This window comes from Micromonospora sp. NPDC002389, assembly GCF_040296095.1.
Lineage (GTDB): Bacteria > Actinomycetota > Actinomycetes > Mycobacteriales > Micromonosporaceae > Micromonospora.
Genome location: NZ_JBEOWP010000005.1, coordinates 402,822 through 421,016 on the forward strand (window position 1 = coordinate 402,822; position 18,195 = coordinate 421,016).

Consider the following 18,195-nt stretch of genomic DNA (forward strand, 5'->3'; position numbering starts at 1 on the left):
TCGATGCGTAGCGACGCGGCGCGGAACCGCGAGACGGTCCTAGCCGTCGCCGGACGGCTGTTCGACGAGGCCACCGACCCGGACCAGGTGTCCATGGACGCCGTCGCGGCCGCCGCAGGCGTCGGCAAGGGCACCCTCTTCCGTGGCTTCGGCGACCGTGCCGGGCTGGTGGCCGCGCTGTGGCGACAACGCGGCGAGGAACTGGTGACCGCCCTCACCACCGCAGAGCAGGGGCCCGGCCCACTTCGCGACCGGGTTCTCGCCCTGCTGTACGCGGCGCAGCAGTTCAAACTGCGCAACCGGACCCTGGCCCTGAGCCTGGAGAAGGCAGGACGCGGAAGCCCGTACGGCACCGACGACTACGAGCGGTGGCATCGGGTGCTGACCGCGCTGGTCGCCGCCGCCCGAGGACCCGCCGACGCGCCGCACCTCGCCCACGCGCTGCTCGCCGCCGTACGCGCCGATCTCCTCATCCACCTCGGCGACCGGCCAGAGAACGAGCTCCGATCCGGCTTGGAAGCGCTGGTCGACGCGATCGTGACCGGGCCAGGATCCGCCCGGGCGCGGTGAGCGCCGGCCCGACGAGACCGAAAGCGGTTGCGTCCCCTCAGATGATCTCTGTACGGTCCTCACGCACACCCCGTTGAAGCTCTGCGGTGGAGCGCTCGGCTCTTTGGACCGGGTGGACACCGGTTCGAATCCGGTCGACGGGACAGCCCCTACTCGACTACATCCGGCCTCGTCCTGGATGGACGCAGGCCCCGCAGGTGGGGCGCGTTCGACTCATCCCCGGAGGGGGCACGCGTCATCGACCACGTCGTGATCGACCAGATGCATGCGTCGTTGGACTCCCGGCTGCGACCCGAGGACATCGCGGCCCTCATCCTCGACAGCGGGCAGAACTTCACCACCGACCAGCGGCACCTCCTGCTGCGCGCCAAGAACTCCCGGGGCCCCTGGTGGGTGTCGTCCATGTCGAGCGACTTCACCCGCCCCGTCGACGCCACTCGGCAGCTCGCTACGCTCACCCGCCTGTTCGGCCACGACCCGCAAGCCATCGCCGGAGCCGTCGCCGACCCCGACGCGCTGCGGATGCTCGCCGTCGACGCCGGGCAGCCGATCGACTGGGCACCCGGACGGGACTTCAGGTCACGCCTCAACCGGGAAGGCCGCAGTCTCGCGGGAATCGACCTGTCGAAGCGGCAGTACAACCGGGCATGGCGGTTCCTCACCCGCCTGGACGCCAAGGTCACCCGCCTCGACGCGGAGCTGCGCAAGCGGGAGCTGATGCTCACCGGCCGCTCCGGACTGGCCGCCGACATCACCGCAGACCGGTTCGCCGCCGACCCGGCCGCCGCGTCGTTCGTCGCGTACGTCGTGGCCCGCAAGAACCTGCGCCGCCAGTTCTCCCTATCGGGAAAGACGAACCCGATGGACGAGATCGCGGCGATGCTGCTCGCCCGGCTCCCCGACGACGCCGACTGGTGGATGGTGTCCCGGGTGCACTCGGTGCCCGAGGTCGTGCAGCGGCTCACCCCGGTGCAGCAGGGCGAACTGATCGGCCGCTGGTCGACGCTGATGCGCGCGGCCGCCGACATCCTCGCCGGCGCCTGGGACCCGCAGGTCGACCGCACCTTGATGATCGTGCGCCGGGGCATGGACTCCTCGACGTGGAACACTGTGGCGCAGGCGTACAACACCGCCCGCGCCGGCTGGCTGAACGCCCTCGCCGCCACCGGCACCCTCGACCTGCTCGACGTGGCCTGCCCCGGCAAGGTGATGCGGCTGATGGCGGCCGACCTCGCCCAATGGCACCGCTCGACCGGATCGGGTGTGGACCCGGACACCGCCGTGTTCGCGGCCCTGCCGCTGCCGTGGGAGGTTCTCTCCGGCACGACCTCGTGCACCCGTGACGATGTGGCACGGATGTGCTCCCGGTTCGAGGTCGACGCGGTGAAGCGCGGCTGGGTCGGGCCACGTGCGGTCGGCCAGGTGACCCGGTTCGAGCCGACCCCCGAGCTGGTGCACGGGGTGACGATCGCCGACCCGGTGTGGGCGGGGCTCCTGCGCCAGGCCGGGGCGTTCTCCGGCAAGAAGGTACGCACCGACCACGAGAACGTGGTGGTGCCGGTCGACGTAATCGCGAGCGACCGACCGTCGGGACCGAAGCCGCAGTAGCGGGCAAGCCGGAGCGCTCAACGGCTGCTCGACGCGCCCGAAGGGCAGTGTGACGATGTTCGCGGGTCCGGTGACCACAAGCCCCAAATGCGCCTAGATCAAAAAGGCGCGTTTGCGCAGGGTGCCCCCGGCAGGATTCGAACCTGCGACACACGGTTTAGGAAACCGATGCTCTATCCCCTGAGCTACGAGGGCCGGACGATCAACGCCGCTCGGCGGCGGCTGTCAGCGTACCGCAGGAAGCTCCCGGGGTGATCAGCGCTGGCACCGCCACCAGCGGATCACACACCGACCGCACATCGCCGGGCCGACCGGGCCGTCCGTCACCGGCGGCCACGGTCGCGCGACGCCGTTCACCTACGGTCACCGGCTGCGGAGCACACACCGCGCACATCAGCAAAGATCATCTACCGGCTTGCGGTCTGCTGATCGCGGCTGATCTTCGCGGGCAGCTTGGCCACGGCGACCGGAAGCCCTACGTGATCGCCGAAACCCTCGCCGAACTGCACGGCCCGACCGATGGCACGGTGACGCTTCCGCGTCACCTCGACTGGTCCGGGCAACCCGAGTACGACCTGAATCAGGCCGCACGCCTGGCCAGCATGTACAAGGTGGTGCTCACCGAAGCCAGCACGGTCGAGGATCTCCACACCTGGCTCGACGTCGACCTCCTCCGGCGGCTCTGGCCCACCCTCTGGCTGCCACCCCAGCTCCGCCAGCGCTGGGAGGACGCCTTCCCCGAACTCTCCGCCACCCGCAGCAACGCGGCATAGCGGTGGACCCCTTCCACGAACCGGCTCGCCCGCGTGGCTCGCAGATCGAACACCAAAAGACCGCGTACCGAACGCACCCCGTGCCGCAGATCGAAAGCCAAGGCCCTCGCAGATCGAAAATGTGGCCGTTACGATGATGCCGTGCCCACACCGCACCTAATCCCCCGCCGCGCCGCCGAGCAAGTCAATGCTGCTCTGGCGGACACCCGCGTTGTCTTGATCAGCGGAGCACGCCAAGCAGGCAAGAGCACCCTGGTTCGCCTCGTTGCCGGCGATCGCCTAGCCGAGCGCCGCGATCTTGATCGGGCTCAGGACCGGGCGGCGGCGATCGCCGACCCGGTCGGGTTCGTGGACTCCTCCGAACTCCTGGTCGTCGACGAGATCCAGCGCGCTCCGGAACTACTGCTGGCCATCAAGGCAGCAGTCGACGAGGACCCTCGTCCGGGCCGGTATCTGCTCACCGGCTCGTCACGGTTGTTCGGCATGGTTGCCGCCCCGGACGCGTTGCCCGGCCGGATGGAGACCGTGGAACTCTGGCCGTTCTCCCAAGGAGAACTCGACGCTGAGCCGGACGGATTCATCGACGCCGTCTTCACGCTCGGTCCGGACCTGCGACACGAGTCGGAGGTGACCCGCGCCGACTATGCGGCCAGGATAGTGCGCGGCGGCCTACCCGAGGCCACCACCCGTACCGACCCGCGCCGCCGCCAACGGTTCCTCGACGCCTACGTCCAGGCGCTCATCGACCGTGATGTCCGGCAGCTGTCCGACATCCAGCACAAGGGCGAGCTACGCAAACTGGTACGCCTGCTTGCGGCCAGGTCCGCGACCATCATCGCCGCCAACTCCCTCGAATCCGACCTCGGGCTCAGTCGACCGACGATCGCCCGCTACCTCCAGGCCCTGGAAGAGATCTTCCTGATCAAGCGGATCCCGGGCTGGTCCCGCAATCTGGGCACCCGGGCCACCGCCGCGTCGAAACTGATCTTCGTCGACTCGGGCATCGCCGCCAACGAGATCGCGACCGACGCCCGGGCACTGCTCCGGCCGGGCGCACCGTTCGGCCCGCTACTCGAATCATTTGTCCTGTCCGAGCTATCCCGGCAGCTCACCTGGTCCGAGCAGTTCGTCGACCTGTCCCACTACCGCGACCAGAGCAGGTACGAAGTCGACGCGGTGCTCGAGAACCGAGCTGGTCAGGTGGTCGGGATCGAAGTCAAAGCAGCCACCACCGTCGGCCCCGACGACTTCCGCGGACTACGCCGACTTGCCGAGCGCCTCGGCGACGACTTCATCACCGGCGTCGTCCTCTACACCGGAACCTCCACGCTGCCGTTCGGCGACCGACTCCGCGCCATGCCGGTCAGCGCACTGTGGCAGGTTTCCGCCTCGACAGCAGACTGACCTCCCCCGCAGTGCACTCCCCGGCCGGTCAGGGCCACCGAAGCGGGTCAGAGCCCGAGGACCGAAGGACGTGGTGAGCTGATCGTCAACAATCGATCGCAGCAAGGCCGCGATGCGACCGCCTCCGGCGGTGGGCCGGCGGTCATCAGCGGGGGCCGAAGACCGAGCCCAGCTTGGACAGCCGAGCGTTGTCCAGCTCCCACTGCAGCACGGTATCGAGCGTGTCGAGCGCCCGCCCCTCGACCGTGGCCTTCGTGCTCTGCACGCCGTCGACCACCTCGGGCAGGGCCGCCACCACCGCTGCGACGGCGGTCCGGATGGGCTCGTTGGCCCCGTCTGCCACGGCCCGGATCAGGTCCACCACCGGGCTGCGGGCGGTGCCCGCGTAGCGCCCGGCGATCCGCTCGAGGCCGGCCGGCATTCCGGCCCCCGCCTCCCGCGTGGCCGCAGACAGCCCGGCGAGGAGGAACTCGGCCAGTTCGCTGCGGCCTACGGCGAGACCGGGCAGCACCGCCGCGACCGCGGCCCGGGTCGCTGTCTCCGCAGGCGTCTCGGCGCCGCCGTCTTCCGGCGCGTCCGCCTGGTAGGCCAGCCGCCGACGACCCGCGGTGGTCATCTGGAACAGCACCATGAGCGTCATCGCCCGGTAGAAGTCGCTCACTCCGTCGGCACCCGCCAGCGCGGCCAGCCGCGACACAGCGCCCGGGGTGGCGGGCACCACCGAGCCCTGCGGGAACGCGTCGTTCGCGATGGCCGCGATCAGGTCACCCACGCCGTCGAAGGTCCGCCCCTCGAAGGGCACCACCTCGGCGGCCGCACGAAGATCGGCGGCAGGACGACGGAAACCACCGCACTTGAGTCCAGGGGGCGCGGGCAGAGACGGCGCGGCGGCCGTCTGCCCGCCGACGAGCTCCGCGCGGATCCGGTCGGCCTCGGCCCGGTCGAGCTCGTGCGCGAGGCCCTCCCGGGAGAAGCGCTCGATCGCTTTGTCCGGAAACTGGCCGCACGCCGAGTTGACCTGCCCGCCGTACTTCCGGGCAATGGCCGCGACGGCCTTCTTCTCGGCCGGTGAGACCTCCAGCGGACCCTCGTAGGGTGGGTCCACCGCCAGTGAGTGGGCTCGCCACCAGCCGGCGAAGCGACCTTCCAGCGGGTTGGTCGACACCTCCCGTACCGCGACCAGCAGGTGGCCGCGCTCGGCCAGCTTCTCGGCGACGGCATAGGCCGAAACCTCATCCGGCACCGACACGACGAACCGCATCTCACGAATCACGGCGGTCCCCTATCGACGATGGGTCAGGCTGCCCGGAGGAACGATGACTCGCGGAAGCGTAAGCCTGTACACCTGGGACCCACCACGTTTCAGCCGATCTTCGGCAAGCGATCGCATCCCGCCTGGCTGCGGCTGTCAGCCGCCCGCAGGAAGCTCCCGGGATGATCCGCTGGCACCACCACCAGCGGATCACCCACCGACCGCACGTCGCCGGGCGGATTGGTGTCGGGGGGGTCGAGACGGGCCGGAGGGGACCACGACCGCAGGGGCGCGTCCTCAGTCGGTGTTGTCTCGATGGTGATGACGCGAGGTCGACGGCCGCTGCTGCCGGCTGCGGTGCAGGTCCTGTACCAGCCGTGGTGATCGTCCTCGGGCGACCTGCGAAAACCAGGTGCGCAGCGGGTAGCTCAGCCTCACCACGAAGTAGTTCACATACTCGAGCACACCAAACAGCCAGATTCCGACCACCAGGGCGCTCATGGCGACGGAGTCCGGGAGCCATACGAGCACCCCGACCAGACCGCCGGCGAGGATGGCCACATCGACCACGCGAAACACGCGATACACCGCCGCGAGCCCGAGCGGCATGTGGCCCGCCCCGATCCAGCGACGCGCGAGCAGCCAGTACGCCCCGCCTTGAATCAGGATCAGCAGGAGCGGAACGAGCGCGGACCACAGAGCGCGTACATCCGTCGGTTCTGCAAATCGTGGTGTGACCCGCCATGCCACCACGGCGAAGACCACCACGGAAACGAGCTCCCCGCTGCCGATACTCACATACCGCTGCCGCATCTTCTTGTGCTGCTGGGAGGACACAGGTCGAGTATGCGCTGCGCCGCGAGTCCCCCAGCGAACAGCCCATCGACCGACGACCGCCGGGCGACGGGCGACGGGCGACGGGCGACGGGCGACGGGCGACGGGCGGAACAGGATCAGCTGACCGGGCTGATCCGGCGGGGACCACGGATCACGTAGGCGCTCACACCGATCACCGCCAGGACCCCTGCGGTCACCAGGGCCGCGACACTGTCCGCCGGCTGATCCGCCCAGGTGAGCAGGTACAGCGCGAACGGCTCCGGGACGGCCGGGATGGCGGCCGACACGCAACCCACGACGACCGGCAGCGTCCAGGCCAGTCGCCGACCGAACAGCACCACCGCCAAGGCGGCGAGCCCGACGAAACCGGCCGCGTCCCGCAGGACGATGCCGACCGGCGCCGTCGTCACGGCCGTCACCACGGCGGATGCGACCACGAAGATCGCGGCCAGGTGCAGCGCTCGGCGTGGGGCCCACCGGATCGCCGCGGTCGCGTCCAGGGTGCCGTCCGGCCCGCCCAGGCCGTACCCGAGAACGGCCACGCCCAGTGCCAGGGCGAGAGCGGCGGTCGTCACGGCGTGGCTGGGGTGGGTCTGTGCGGCGCCGAACCAGGCGAGGAGGGCCATCGCCGGCACCGCGAACAGCAACCCGCCCGGCACCTCACGCGAGCGCAGGAAGAGCAGCGCGGGCGTCACCGGTCGGCTCCGATGCCGAGGGCGGCGGCCTGGTCACCGCAGGTCAGGCCGGCGGCGCGTACGGCGGCGACCCGGCGTACCTGCTCGTCGGCGGGCAACGCGGTGAAGGTCTGCCACATCTGCTCGCGAACGGCCTGTTCCTCCCCGAAGAGGCTCTGACCGGGCACCGGGTGGCTGCCGTGGAGCCAGGCGGCCGCCACGGATCGGGCGCGCAGCACGTCGAGGTACGCGTCGTTGTCGGCGCGGACGCAGAGCGGGGTACCGGCACCGGCCAGGATGCGGGCGGTCAACTCGGCGGGATCATCGGTGGCACCGAGGTTGTCGGTGTCCACCCACGCCTCGGAGGCCGGCTGTGCACGGCCGAGGCCGGGTGCCGCCTCGTGGACCGAGGTCGGCGCGTCCGGCAGCTTGGCCAGCAGGCCCAATGCTTCCCGGGCCGGTGCGACGAGAGCGGGCAGCTCCCGGCTGTGGGCTGCGGTGACACAGACCCGTGGCCCGTCGTCGGTGGTGCAGACCTCGGCGACGGCGGCCGGGTCGACCGGGAACGCCTCCTCCAAGGGCACGGTCAGCATCGGTGCGGCGAGTACCAGTCCGAGTGCCGGTGGGACGACGGCGAGCAGCCGTACCAGCGGGTTCCTCGCGAGGAACAGCACCAGTCCCCCGGCGGCCAACCCACCGAACCACCAGGCCTGGCCCGCGCTCACCGAGCCGGCGACCATCTCGAACTCGGAAATCGTGTTGGTGAAGAAGGGGAGCAGGAGGGCCGCCCCGGGGTCCGTGGCCTCACTGGGCCGGGTCAGCTCGATCGCCGCGAGAAGTGCGGCGAGGCCGCCCACACCCAGCACGGCAGGGGTGTACGCGTACGGCAGCAGCCGGCCCACGCCGAGGCCGAGCCAGCCGGCGGCCACCAGGGCCAGTACGCCGACCAGCGTCACCGCCGGCCAGCCGGTGCCCGGGTAACCGGCGGCAGCCGCGACCTTCGGTGCCCCGCCGACCAGCACGAGAAGGAAACCGGCAGCGAGGGAGGCCGCCGTGACCACGGCGAACGGTCCGGTGCGCTGCCAGCGGGGCGCCGGTGTGGTGCCGAGCAGCTCCTCGATCCGGTGGCGTCGGTCCCGCCCGGCCTGCCAGGCGCCGGCCGCCAGCGCGAGCGGCCAGAGGATCACCAGCATGATGCGCTGGAAGACGGCGAGGAGATTCCACTGCTGGTCCCAGAGCGCGGTCTGCCCGGTGAACGCGAGCACGTAGAGTCCCGCCACGCCGAGCGCGGCGGTCACCGACCCCGCGAGAAGCGCGTCGGAGCGGCGCAGTTCGATCCGGAGCATGCGGTTCACGGCGCCACCACCAGTCCGGCGCGGTGCCGCCCGATCAAGGCCGAGTAGCCGCGTTCGATCGGGCTGTCCCCGGCGTCGCCGGGACCGCCGGCCGCCGCGATGTCGTCCGGGGTGCCGTGGAACACGATCCGGCCGGCGTCGGCGAGTACGACGCTGGTGCAGGCGGCGGCCACGTCCTCGACGAGGTGGGTCGAGACCACGACACAGGAGCGTTCGCCGAGGTCACGCAGCAGTGCCCGGAAGTCGAGCCGCTGCTGCGGGTCGAGACCCACGGTCGGCTCGTCGAGCAGCAGCAGGTCCGGCTCGTTCACGATCGCCTGGGCGATGCCGGCCCGCCGCAGCATGCCACCGGAGAGAGCCTTCATCCGGGAGTCGGCCCGGTCGGTCAGACCGACCCGCTCGATCGCGTGGCGCACGGCACGGCGACGCCGGCCGCCGGGCACGTCCTTGATCCACGCCATGTACTCGACGAACTCCGACACGGTGAAGCGCGGGTAGTAGCCGAACTCCTGGGGCAGGTAGCCCAGGCCGCGCCGTACCGCACGCAGGTCGGGCCGCCCGTCCATGGACTGCCCCAGCAACCGGAGCCGGCCCTCGTGCGGGGGCAGCACGGTGGCCAGCGCCCGGATCAGGGTGGTCTTGCCGGCGCCGTTCGGGCCGAGCAGCCCGTGGACGCCGGCACCCAGGTCCAGGTCGACGCCGTCGACGGCCACGTACCGGCCCGTTCTCACTCGCAGGCTCTCGGCCTGCACTGTCGTTGCCACGATCATCTCCGCTCGTCTGTTCGGTGCGGTTTCGATCGTGCGACGGCTAGGCGGGGACACACCTCGGCCGTGCTACCGAGCGACCCTGCGGGGAGTCGGCCGAAAGAACTACGCCGCCCGGACGCCGGTGTCGTACCGTGGCCTTCCGTGCTGGTTATCTTTCCGGGCCCCCGCAGGTCGCAGCGGGTGATGGCGGGTCTGCTCGCCGTCGTGGCGGCGGCCCTTGTCGTCCTCGAAGGGCTGGACGGCCCCACCCTGCCCGCCACGCTCGGCCTGATTCTCAGCGGGCTGATCGCGGTCGCCGTGGTGCTGCTGGCCGAGGCCCGCCCGATCGCACTCGCCGTGGCGGCGGCGGTGTCTCTCACGGTCTCGGCCGCCCTCGGGCTCGTGCCGACGCTGCGCCCGGAGCACACCTTCGGCATCGTGGAACTCGCCCTGCTCTCGGTGGCGGTGATCCGCCTGGTCATGCAGCACCCGCTCCGGCGCGCGGCAGGTCCGGCCGCCCTGGCGATCCTCGCGATCGCCGTGCTGCCGACCCGGGTCCTGCTCCATCCGGTCAACGCGGGAACGATGTCGCAGTACGGTGACGTGCTGGTCGTCGCGCTGACCGCCTGGGTGCTGTTCCTGGCGCTGCTCGGCCTCTACCTGCGCCTGTTGGAGCGCCGCCGGGCCGACCTCGACCGGCTGGCCCGGCAGGCGGAACGCATGGACCACGCCCGCGACCTGCACGACTACGTCGCCCATCACGTGACCGCGATCGTCGCGCAGACGCGTGCCATCCGATTCGTCACGAGTTCCGGTGCCGCGCCGTCCGCCGATGACCTGGACAAGCTGCTGGCCGGTGTCGAACAGGCCGGCGGTCAGGCGCTCACCTCGATGCGTACGCTCGTCGGCATCCTGCGCGACGAGACGTCGGCGCCCGCGCCCGCCCACGGCACACTTGACGAGATGCTCACCGCTGTCACCAGCACTCTGCCGCCCGGACACCCCACGCCGACCGTCTCCGTCGACGAGGCGCTGTCGCACCGGGCCCTGCCCGACGCCACCCTCGATGCGGCACATCACACCGTGTTGGAAGCGCTGACCAACGTGCTGCGCCACACCACCGAGGCGACGCGAATCGACATCCGGATCCGGATTCAGGCCGACCGGCCCGATCTCGCCGAGGTGTCGATCCGCAACGACGGGAAGCCCTCCGGGTCGCCGCTGCCGGCCGGTGGCTTCGGCCTGACCGGCCTGAGCGAGCGGGTACGCGCTGCGGGAGGCGAACTCTCGGCCGGGCCGGCCGAGTCAGGATGGCAGGTCACCGCGACCCTCCCGATCAACGACCGGCCTTCGGGCAGCCGACGCCGGTTTCGCCCGTTCAGTCCCGAGGCCGGTGCCGAAGCGAAGGAAATCGCATGACGATCCGACTTCTGCTGGCCGACGACCAGGACATGATCCGTACGGCGTTCCGCATGATCCTGACCACCCAGCCGGACATCGAGGTGGTGGCCGAGGCGGCGGACGGCGAGGCCGCCGTGGACCAGGCCCGCCGGCTGCGCCCCGACGTGTGCCTGCTCGACATCCGGATGCCGAAGCTCGACGGCCTCGAAGCGACCCGGCTGCTGGCCGGTCCGGCCGTCCGGAACCCGCTCAACGTCCTCATCGTCACGACCTTCGACCTCGACGAGTACGTCTACCGGGCGCTGCGCAACGGCGCCTGCGGATTCCTGCTCAAGGACACCTCACCCAACCTGCTGGTGGAGGCGGTCCGCGCGGCCGCCGCCGGGACCTCGCTGATCTCGCCGGCAGTGACCGTGCGTCTGCTGTCGCACCTGGCGCCGCGCCGGGGGGACGAACCCGAGACGCCCGAGGCGCCGCCCGTCGAGCCGCTCACCGAACGCGAGCTGGCGGTGGTCCGACTCGTGGCGCACGGGCAGACCAACGACGAGATCGCCGGACGGCTCTTCGTGACGCTGTCGACGGTTAAGACGCACCTGGCCAACGTGCAGCGCAAACTCGCCGTCCGCAACCGGGTCGAGATCGCCGCCTGGGCGTGGCGCAACGACGTCTGCTCCCCGCTCTGACCGCGCCGACGTCCATCCCCTGACGCCGGTGCGGCGAACCGTCCGCACCGGCCAGGCGAACGCCCGGTCAGCCGACCGCGCTGGTGGCGGCCTGCTGCCCGTACGGTGCGAGGAAGACCTTGTCGGCGGTGCCGGACCTCTGCTCGGCCAGGGCCGCCGGCAGCTCGTCGAGCCCGAAGAAGGCCGGGGTCAGGCGCTCCAGCGGCAGCGCGGAGAGCAGCCCCACCGCCCGCTGGTGGGTGTACGGGTTGATCAACGCACCGATGATCGTCAGCTCGCGGGAGAAGATCTCGTTCGGCCAGATGCTCGCCTCGTCCTCGGGGTGGGCGACCCCGAAGACCAGGATGCGCCCGCCCCGCGACGCCATCGCCATCGCGTCGCGCAGGATCCGCGACGACCCGACGGCGTCGACGACGTACGGGAAACCGAACCCCCCGGTCAACGCCCGGGCCTCCGTCTCCGTCCCCGGGTCGGTCGGGTCGAACGCCGCGTGCGCCCCCATCGCCAACGCCAGCCTGCGCCGATCCGCACGGGGGTCCATCGCCACCACCGGCGCGCAGCCGGCGGATCGGGCCAGCGCCACCATCATCGCTCCGGCCGGACCGGCGCCGTAGACCAGCGCCGGCAGGCCGGAGACCGGCGCCAGCCGGTCCATCCCGTGTACGCAGCAGGCCAGCGGCTCGGTCAGCGCACCGATCCACGGCAGCGTCCCCGTCGGCAGCCGGTACGCGATCCGCGCCGGCACGATCTGCCGTCGGGTCATCCCGCCGTCCAACCGCACCCCGTAGCCACGACGGTGGTCGCAGAGGTGCTCCTGGCCGAGCCGACAGTACGCACAGGCGGTGCAGTAGCGGTGCGGCTCGACGGTCACCAGGTCACCGACGTCGATCCCGTCGACGTCCGCCCCGAGCTCGGTGACCCGACCGCAGACCTCGTGACCGAGCACGACCGGCCGGGCGGCGGGAAAGGAGCCCGCCACGATGTGACCGTCGGTGCCGCAGACCCCGACCGCCAGCGGGGCGAGCGCCACCTCGTCCGGCAGCAGGTCACGGGCGGGCACCCGGTCCAGCCGCACGTCACCCGGACCGTGGAACCGCACCGCCGCCGTGCTGCCGCGACCGGTCGCCGACACGGTCTCAGAGACTGTCATGCAGCAGCTCCTTGAGCCGGCGGATGTGCGCCAACGCGGCCTCGGCCGCGCCGTCCGCGTCACCGGCGCAGATCGCCTCGAAGATGGCCTGGTGCTCGTCGACGGCGAGCAGCATGCCGCCCTGGACGCTGGTGGAGCGCATCGCCAGCCGGACCCGACCCTGCACCCCGTCGAGCATCTGGGCGAGCACCGGACTCTGCGCGGCCAGCCGGATCTCCCGGTGGAACGCCGCGTCCAGCTCCAGATGCTGGGCCAGGTCACCGGCCTCGGCGGCAGCCCGATGCGCGGTCAACAGACCGAGCAGCGTACGCCGCAGTGCCGGGGTGTACCGCTCGGCGGCGAGCCGGGCCGCCGCCCACTCCAGCGCCTCCCGCGCCTCGTAGAGGCTGACCAGTTCGGCCCCTCCGATCCGGGCGACGACCGCACCCCGGTTCATGGTCTCGCTGGCCAGGCCCTCCTGGACCAGCCGGACGACGGCGTCGCGCACCGGGCTGCGGCTGACCGAGAACTCCTCGGCCAACGCCGGGACACTGAGCCGGGCCCCGGGCCGCAGCTCACCGGAGATGATCCGGTCGCGGACCGTCCGATAGATGACCTCCCCGGCTCGCACCGCCTCCTCGGCGGGCGGCCGGGCCGGCGCCTCGGTGGCGGTGCGCTGCTGCGCGGGGATCGACGTGGACGGCACAGGTGACCTCACTCGGTGGACGTCCCGGCCGACCCGGTGCCGGCCGTGGCGGTGGACGCGGCGGCCAGGAAGCCCGTGGCGAACCGGTGGTATGTGGCCGCCACCGCGGCGACGGCGTCCGGGCGGGCGACCGCGCCGGAGAGCAGTCCGCGCAGCGCGTCCCACCAGATGCTACGGCCGATGGCGAACCCGGTGAAGCCACCGGCCGCCGCCTCGCGCAGCCACCCGTCCACCGTCTCCACGGGAGCGTTGGCGCCCAACAGGATGCACTCGCCGCCGGTGGCGGCGGCCAGGTCGGCGGCGGCCCGGTAGTGCCCGACCTCGGCGAGATGCTCCAACTTCCACACGTCGACCGGGAACGCCTGCGACAGCTCCGTCATCCCGCGCAGGATCAGCTCGGGGCGTAGCTTACGGTCGAAGGCGGCGGTGTCGCCGTCGACCGCCGCGAGTTGCCCGGACGTCGGCGGCACCAGGAGTTCGACCAGGAACCGGCCGCCCGCGTCGTGGACCGCCGTGGCCACCTCGGCCAACCGGTCCCGCTGCACGGCGTTGCCCTCGCGGTCGCCGTCCACGTTGTACCGGATGAGCACCTTCGGCAGCGTGGGCGTGTGGTGACGCAGGAACGCGGGCAGGTCCGCCGGCTCGGTCTCGTAGACGTCGAGGCCACCGCGCTCCAACGGCATGCTCAGGGCGACCCGGTTGGCGTGGGCCCGTTCCGGCACGCCCGGCCCGAGCAGGTCGTCGACCAGCACCGCAGCGTGTTCCCGCAGCTCGGGCGCATCGGCCAGAGCGGAGAGCAGTCCGTCGAGGACCATGTGCTTGCCGTCAGCGATGGTGGCCCGCTCGGTGACGGTGGCGACACCGGTGTGCCCGTAGAGGGCCTTGGTCAACCAGGGACGCTGGTCCATGGCGAGGATCAGCAGACTCATCGGGCTTCCTCCGTGACGATGCAGGGCTTGACGTAGTCGCCGGCGACGAACTGGGCGAACGCCCCGGGCAGTTCGGCGAGGGGCAGCGGGTGGGTCAGGGTGTCGCGCAGGGTGGCGCCGACCGCCCGCAGCAGCGCCCAGTTCTCCTCGACCTCGCTGATCGGGAAGTAGAACGAACGCACCGTGAAGCAGTCCGTACGCCGCCACCGAGGCGTCGCCGGCATGGTGTACGGCTCGTTCGACTCGCCGAGCGCCACCACCGTGCCGCCGGGGGTGACCACCCGCTGAGCGGTCTCCCGGGCGGCAGCCGCCCCGGAGACCTCGACCACGAGGTCGTACTGGTTCTCCCGGCTCAGCTCCTCGGCGGTGGTGGGGACGGCGCCGAGCCGCTCGGCGGTGGCCAGCCGGCCGGGGTGCGGGTCGTACGCATACACCTCGCCGACGCCCAGCAGCGGCGCCACGGCGACCACACCCAGCCCCAGCGGGCCGGCCCCCACCACCAGAGCCCGGCCGCCGTCACCGACCCGGGTACGCCGGGCCAGCCTCAGCGCGTGCGCGGCGGTGCCGACGGTGTCCAGGCCGAGCACGGCGACGTCCAACGCGACGTCGTCGGGGACCGGCAGCACGCAGCGGGCGGGCACGTCAACGTGCTCGGCGAACCCGCCGTCGCGTTGCCACCCGATCAGCTCCCCCAGGGCCAGGCACTGGTTAGTCGCGCCGGCCCGGCAGCGGACGCACTCGCCGCAGTAGACGGGGATGTAGACGATGGCCCGGGTGCCGGCCGGCACGTCCACGCCCTCGCCCACCTCGACGACCGTGCCGCCGATCTCGTGGCCGGGCACCACCGGCGAGCCCGCGGCGAGCAGCCGCTTGTCCGACCCGCAGAGCGCGCAGACGTCGACCCGCAGCCGTACCTCGCCCGGCGCGACCGGGCCGAGCGACACCTGCTCGAAGTCGATCCGCCCGGCACCGGTGAACCGGGCCCGGGAACTGGTCGTGCTCACTTGACCGCACCTCCGGTGATGCCCCGGACCAGCCAGCGCTGCGCGAAGATGGTGAGCAGCAGCGCGGGGGCCGAGATCAGTGTGCTGGCGGCCATCAGGCCACCGAAGTCGTTCGATCCCTGGCCGATGAAGTTGAACGCGATGACGGTCAGCGGCAGCGTCTCGTTGTTCGCCAGCGCCAGCGCGAACAGGAAGTAGTTCCAGGAGAAGACGAAGCTGAGCGTCAGCGCCACCGACAGCCCCGGCAGGGCCAGCGGCAGAGCGATCCGGGTGAACCGCTGCCAGGCGTTCGCGCCATCGATCAGCGTCGACTCCTCGATGCTGATCGGGATCTCCTCGAAGAAGGGGATCAGCAGCCAGATGCAGAGCGGCATCGTGATGATCAGGTGCGCGACGATCAGCAACCCGTAGTTCAGCACGGTGTTCGACGGCGCGTCGATGCGTACCGACAGGACGAAGAGCGGCAGCACGAACAGCACGCCGGGGGCCATCCGGGCCAGCAGGGTGAGGAACCCCAGACCGGGCAGGTTGCGGCGGACCACGACGTACGCCGCGGGCACCCCCAGCAGCAGGCCGAGCAGGGTCGAGCCACCGGCCACGATGAAGCTGTTCACGATGTAGCGACCGAAGTCGAACCGCTCGAACAGGGCGGTGTAGTTCTCCAGGGTCAACGCCGACGTGACGGCGAAGATCGAGCCGGTGATGTCGATGTTGCGCCGCAGCGAGGACCAGAGCATGAACAGCACCGGGCCGAAGAAGATCACGGTGAAGACGGCGTACGCCGCATAGACACCGAGGCGACGGCGGCGGGGCTGACGTGCGGTGTCGGCGCTGGCCACGGTGCTCACTTCGCCTCCCGGGAACGCAGCCAGGTGAAGAGCCCGGCGATGCCGATCACCAGGACGAGCAGCGTGATCTGCAACGCCGCCGCGTAGCTGGGAGCCTGGTCGATGAAGGCGGCCCGGTAGCCGTAGACGTTCAGGGTGTTCGTCGCATTCACCGGACCCCCCTGGGTCATGATGTAGACGGTGTCGAAGAACCGGACCAGGTCGACGGTGCGCAGCAGGATCGCCACGGTCAGCACCGGTCGCAGCAGCGGCAGGCCGATGTGCCAGGCGGTCCGCCACGCGCTCGCCCCGTCGATCGCAGCGGCCTCGAACGGCTCCTCGGGCAGCGCCCGGATACCCGCCGAGATGATCAGCGCCATGAACGGCGTCCACTGCCAGATGTCGACGAGCGCGATGGACCACGGCGCGATGCTCGGGTCACCGAGCCAGATCACCGGGTCGATACCGACCGCGCCGAGGATCTGGTTGGCCGCGCCGAGCGTGGGATCCATGATCAGCAGCCACAGCAGACCGACCGCCACACTCGCGGTGATCGCCGGGATGAGCATCATCCCCTGGAAGATCCGCCGGCCGGGCACGTCGAGGCTCATCACGTACCCGAGCACCAGGCCGAGCAGCGTCTCGACGAGGAGACAGACGACGAAGAGGAAGATCGTCACCCGCAGCGAGTTCCAGAACTCGGGGGTGGCCAGCATCTCCCGGTAGTTGCCGAAGCCGAGCAGCCCGGCATTGGTGCCGTCGGGCCGCCGGTCGGTGATCGACAACCACAGGGTGTAGACGATCGGCACCAGCACCAGGGCGCCGGTGGCGAGCAGTGCCGGCAGGACGAACGGCATGATGCCCCGCGCGGTCGGATCGACCCGCCGTCGGCGGCGCTGCCGTGGTGCTGGGGGCGACGCCCCCCGCTCCGGCTTACCGGAGCGGGAGACGTCCGACGGACTTGTGGTGACCACTACGTCATCCCTCGTTCTTGGCCAACTGCGGGGCGAGACCGTCCTGGATCTGCTTGGCCGCGTCGGCGGCCGAGGCCCGATCCAGGATCGCCAGGCCGACCGCGTCACCGATGATCTTGCGCATCTCCGGCGCCGCCACACCGACCGGACCGACCTCGGTGGAGCCGGTGGTCTGGGCGGAGGTCAGCACCTCGTTCCACTCCTTGAGCAGATCGGTGTCGAGCGAGGCGGTGTACGACTCCGAAGCGGCCACCGAGGTACGCGGCGGGGCGATGCCCGACTCGGTCAGCTTCTGCTGGACCTCGGCGCTGGTCGCCCACTCGACGAACTTCCAGGCGGCGTCCTTCTTCTGTGAGAACGACGAGACCGCCAGCCCCCAGGAGAGGATCGTGGTGCGGGAACCGGCCTCCCCGGCGGGGAACGCCACCACGCCCAGGTCGTCGGCGACCTTCGAGCTGCCCGGGTCGGTGATGCTGCTGACCTCGTTGCTCGACTCCAGCATCATCGCCGCGTTGCCGGCGGCCATCAGCGCCGAGGACTGGGTGAAGGTGTTGTTGACCACGCCGTCTGGGCCGTACTCGCGGGCCAGGGTGGCGTACTGGTCGATCGCCTCGATCGCCCGCGGGTCGTCGAAGTTGGGCGTGACCTTGTCCTCCTTGGTCCACTCCACCCCACGCGCGTGCAGGAACGGACCGAAGGTGAACGGCAGCGCCGTCGACTGCCCCCGCAACGCGATCGGAGTGACCGCGCCGTTCGAGCGGTCCTTGATCGCCGCCGCAGTACTGGTCAGCTCCGCCAACGTGGTCGGCGGAGTGAGGTTGTACTGCTGGAACAGGTCCTTGCGGTAGTAGAGCACCACGGCCTCGACGTTGATCGGCGCGGCGATCTGCTTGCCGTCGACGGTCATGCCGGCCCGTACCGCCTCGGGAAAGTCCTCGACGTTGTAGTCGGCGGCACCGGAGACGTACGAGTCCAGCGGCTCGTAGTAGTTCGACCGGGCGAACTGCGGCCCCTCCCGAGAGGGCAGCGCCATGAACACGTCCATGGCGGAGCTGCGCGACTGGAGGTTGAGCTGTACCTTGTCGCGCATCTGCTGCTCGGCGAAGGTCTGCACCCGCACCTTCATCCCCGACTCGCGCTCGAAGTCGCCGATCAGCGGCTCGATCGCCCGCTGCCAGGGGTGGTTGGACATGATGAGGTTGATCTCGTCGGACGCTCCGGCGGAGTCGCCCCCGCCACAGCCGACGAGGAGCCCGCCGGTCATGGCCAGAGCGACCCCGGCGGTGAGGTATCTGCGCATGTCTTCCCTTCCGTGTTCTC

The 18,195-nt window shown here is 71.0% G+C and carries 17 protein-coding genes, 2 tRNA genes and 1 pseudogene; 7 read left to right on the plus strand and 13 right to left on the minus strand.

Features of this window, described 5'->3' with window-relative positions; genetic code table 11:
- Positions 1-3 precede the first annotated feature (3 nt).
- The 3 genes from ABT008_RS12560 (at position 4) to ABT008_RS12570 (ending at position 2,178) form a co-directional block, all read left to right on the plus strand.
- Complete coding sequence (locus ABT008_RS12560; protein ID WP_350696034.1) at positions 4-570, plus strand: TetR/AcrR family transcriptional regulator; 567 nt, start codon at positions 4-6, stop codon at positions 568-570.
- A gap of 69 nt (positions 571-639) precedes the next feature.
- A tRNA-OTHER gene (locus ABT008_RS12565) sits at positions 640-713 on the plus strand.
- A 106-nt stretch (positions 714-819) separates the two neighbouring features.
- Entirely contained in the window at positions 820-2,178 is a 1,359-nt protein-coding gene (locus ABT008_RS12570) for a hypothetical protein (protein WP_350696036.1), read from the plus strand.
- A 122-nt stretch (positions 2,179-2,300) separates the two neighbouring features.
- Here the strand turns inward: ABT008_RS12570 and ABT008_RS12575 are convergent.
- Positions 2,301-2,373 (minus strand) — tRNA-Arg (locus ABT008_RS12575).
- Positions 2,374-2,636: 263 nt separating this feature from the next.
- Here ABT008_RS12575 and ABT008_RS12580 point away from each other — a divergent pair.
- Positions 2,637-2,951 (plus strand): annotated as a pseudogene (locus ABT008_RS12580) (hypothetical protein); the annotation flags it as partial.
- 141 nt (positions 2,952-3,092) lie between these two features.
- Complete coding sequence (locus ABT008_RS12585) at positions 3,093-4,355, plus strand: ATP-binding protein (RefSeq protein ID WP_350696038.1); 1,263 nt, start codon at positions 3,093-3,095, stop codon at positions 4,353-4,355.
- Positions 4,356-4,500: 145 nt separating this feature from the next.
- Here ABT008_RS12585 and ABT008_RS12590 read toward each other — a convergent pair whose 3' ends face one another.
- The 5 genes from ABT008_RS12590 to ABT008_RS12610 all read right to left on the minus strand — a co-directional run bounded on the left by ABT008_RS12590 (position 4,501) and on the right by ABT008_RS12610 (position 9,243).
- Positions 4,501-5,628, minus strand: coding sequence for a hypothetical protein (locus ABT008_RS12590; RefSeq protein ID WP_350696039.1), 1,128 nt, complete (start codon positions 5,626-5,628; stop codon positions 4,501-4,503).
- A 276-nt stretch (positions 5,629-5,904) separates the two neighbouring features.
- Complete coding sequence (locus ABT008_RS12595) at positions 5,905-6,444, minus strand: hypothetical protein (protein ID WP_350696040.1); 540 nt, start codon at positions 6,442-6,444, stop codon at positions 5,905-5,907.
- A 116-nt stretch (positions 6,445-6,560) separates the two neighbouring features.
- Positions 6,561-7,139, minus strand: coding sequence for a hypothetical protein (locus tag ABT008_RS12600; RefSeq protein ID WP_350696041.1), 579 nt, complete (start codon positions 7,137-7,139; stop codon positions 6,561-6,563).
- Positions 7,136-8,473 (minus strand): ABC transporter permease, encoded by a 1,338-nt coding sequence (locus ABT008_RS12605; RefSeq protein WP_350696043.1) that lies wholly within the window; start codon positions 8,471-8,473, stop codon positions 7,136-7,138. The genes ABT008_RS12600 and ABT008_RS12605 overlap by 4 nt, the downstream gene beginning before the upstream one ends.
- The gene (locus ABT008_RS12610) at positions 8,470-9,243 is read right to left on the minus strand and encodes an ATP-binding cassette domain-containing protein (RefSeq protein ID WP_502890410.1); all 774 of its coding nucleotides are present in this window, start codon (positions 9,241-9,243) and stop codon (positions 8,470-8,472) included. The genes ABT008_RS12605 and ABT008_RS12610 overlap by 4 nt, the downstream gene beginning before the upstream one ends.
- A 141-nt stretch (positions 9,244-9,384) precedes the next feature.
- Here ABT008_RS12610 and ABT008_RS12615 point away from each other — a divergent pair, with 141 nt between their 5' ends.
- Positions 9,385-10,641 (plus strand): sensor histidine kinase, encoded by a 1,257-nt coding sequence (locus tag ABT008_RS12615; RefSeq protein WP_350696046.1) that lies wholly within the window; start codon positions 9,385-9,387, stop codon positions 10,639-10,641.
- Positions 10,638-11,306: a response regulator gene (locus tag ABT008_RS12620; protein WP_350696047.1), complete on the plus strand. Its 669-nt coding sequence runs from the start codon at positions 10,638-10,640 to the stop codon at positions 11,304-11,306. The genes ABT008_RS12615 and ABT008_RS12620 overlap by 4 nt, the downstream gene beginning before the upstream one ends.
- Positions 11,307-11,373: 67 nt before the next feature.
- Here ABT008_RS12620 and ABT008_RS12625 read toward each other — a convergent pair whose 3' ends face one another.
- From ABT008_RS12625 to ABT008_RS12655, 7 genes are read right to left on the minus strand one after another with little or no spacing between them, the layout of a single operon-like run.
- Positions 11,374-12,456, minus strand: a complete 1,083-nt coding sequence (locus tag ABT008_RS12625) for an alcohol dehydrogenase catalytic domain-containing protein (RefSeq protein ID WP_350696049.1) — start codon at positions 12,454-12,456, stop codon at positions 11,374-11,376.
- On the minus strand, positions 12,443-13,141 hold the full coding sequence (locus tag ABT008_RS12630; protein ID WP_350696050.1) for a GntR family transcriptional regulator: 699 nt from the start codon (positions 13,139-13,141) through the stop codon (positions 12,443-12,445). The genes ABT008_RS12625 and ABT008_RS12630 overlap by 14 nt, the downstream gene beginning before the upstream one ends.
- Before the next feature lie 8 nt (positions 13,142-13,149).
- Positions 13,150-14,070, minus strand: coding sequence for a 2-deoxy-5-keto-D-gluconate 6-phosphate aldolase domain-containing protein (locus tag ABT008_RS12635; protein ID WP_350696051.1), 921 nt, complete (start codon positions 14,068-14,070; stop codon positions 13,150-13,152).
- Entirely contained in the window at positions 14,067-15,074 is a 1,008-nt protein-coding gene (locus ABT008_RS12640) for an alcohol dehydrogenase catalytic domain-containing protein (RefSeq protein ID WP_350696052.1), read from the minus strand. The genes ABT008_RS12635 and ABT008_RS12640 overlap by 4 nt, the downstream gene beginning before the upstream one ends.
- Positions 15,071-15,922 carry a carbohydrate ABC transporter permease gene (locus tag ABT008_RS12645; protein ID WP_350696054.1) on the minus strand — a complete coding sequence of 284 codons (852 nt, stop codon included), beginning with the start codon at positions 15,920-15,922 and terminating at the stop codon, positions 15,071-15,073. Before ABT008_RS12645 ends, ABT008_RS12640 begins: the two co-directional genes overlap by 4 nt.
- On the minus strand, positions 15,919-16,875 hold the full coding sequence (locus ABT008_RS12650) for a carbohydrate ABC transporter permease (protein WP_350696056.1): 957 nt from the start codon (positions 16,873-16,875) through the stop codon (positions 15,919-15,921). The genes ABT008_RS12645 and ABT008_RS12650 overlap by 4 nt, the downstream gene beginning before the upstream one ends.
- Before the next feature lie 4 nt (positions 16,876-16,879).
- The gene (locus ABT008_RS12655) at positions 16,880-18,175 is read right to left on the minus strand and encodes an ABC transporter substrate-binding protein (RefSeq protein WP_350696058.1); all 1,296 of its coding nucleotides are present in this window, start codon (positions 18,173-18,175) and stop codon (positions 16,880-16,882) included.
- Between the last annotated feature and the right edge of the window lie 20 nt (positions 18,176-18,195).

What these genes read in the sequence shown, in the direction of transcription:
- ABT008_RS12560 (WP_350696034.1), top strand. Translation starts at nt 4, where the DNA reads ATGCGTAGCGACGCGGCGCGGAACCGCGAGACGGTCCTAGCCGTCGCC.
- ABT008_RS12610 (WP_502890410.1), bottom strand. Translation starts at nt 9,243, where the DNA reads ATGATCGTGGCAACGACAGTGCAGGCCGAGAGCCTGCGAGTGAGAACG.
- ABT008_RS12620 (WP_350696047.1), top strand. Translation starts at nt 10,638, where the DNA reads ATGACGATCCGACTTCTGCTGGCCGACGACCAGGACATGATCCGTACG.
- ABT008_RS12625 (WP_350696049.1), bottom strand. Translation starts at nt 12,456, where the DNA reads ATGACAGTCTCTGAGACCGTGTCGGCGACCGGTCGCGGCAGCACGGCG.
- ABT008_RS12635 (WP_350696051.1), bottom strand. Translation starts at nt 14,070, where the DNA reads ATGAGTCTGCTGATCCTCGCCATGGACCAGCGTCCCTGGTTGACCAAG.
- ABT008_RS12655 (WP_350696058.1), bottom strand. Translation starts at nt 18,175, where the DNA reads ATGCGCAGATACCTCACCGCCGGGGTCGCTCTGGCCATGACCGGCGGG.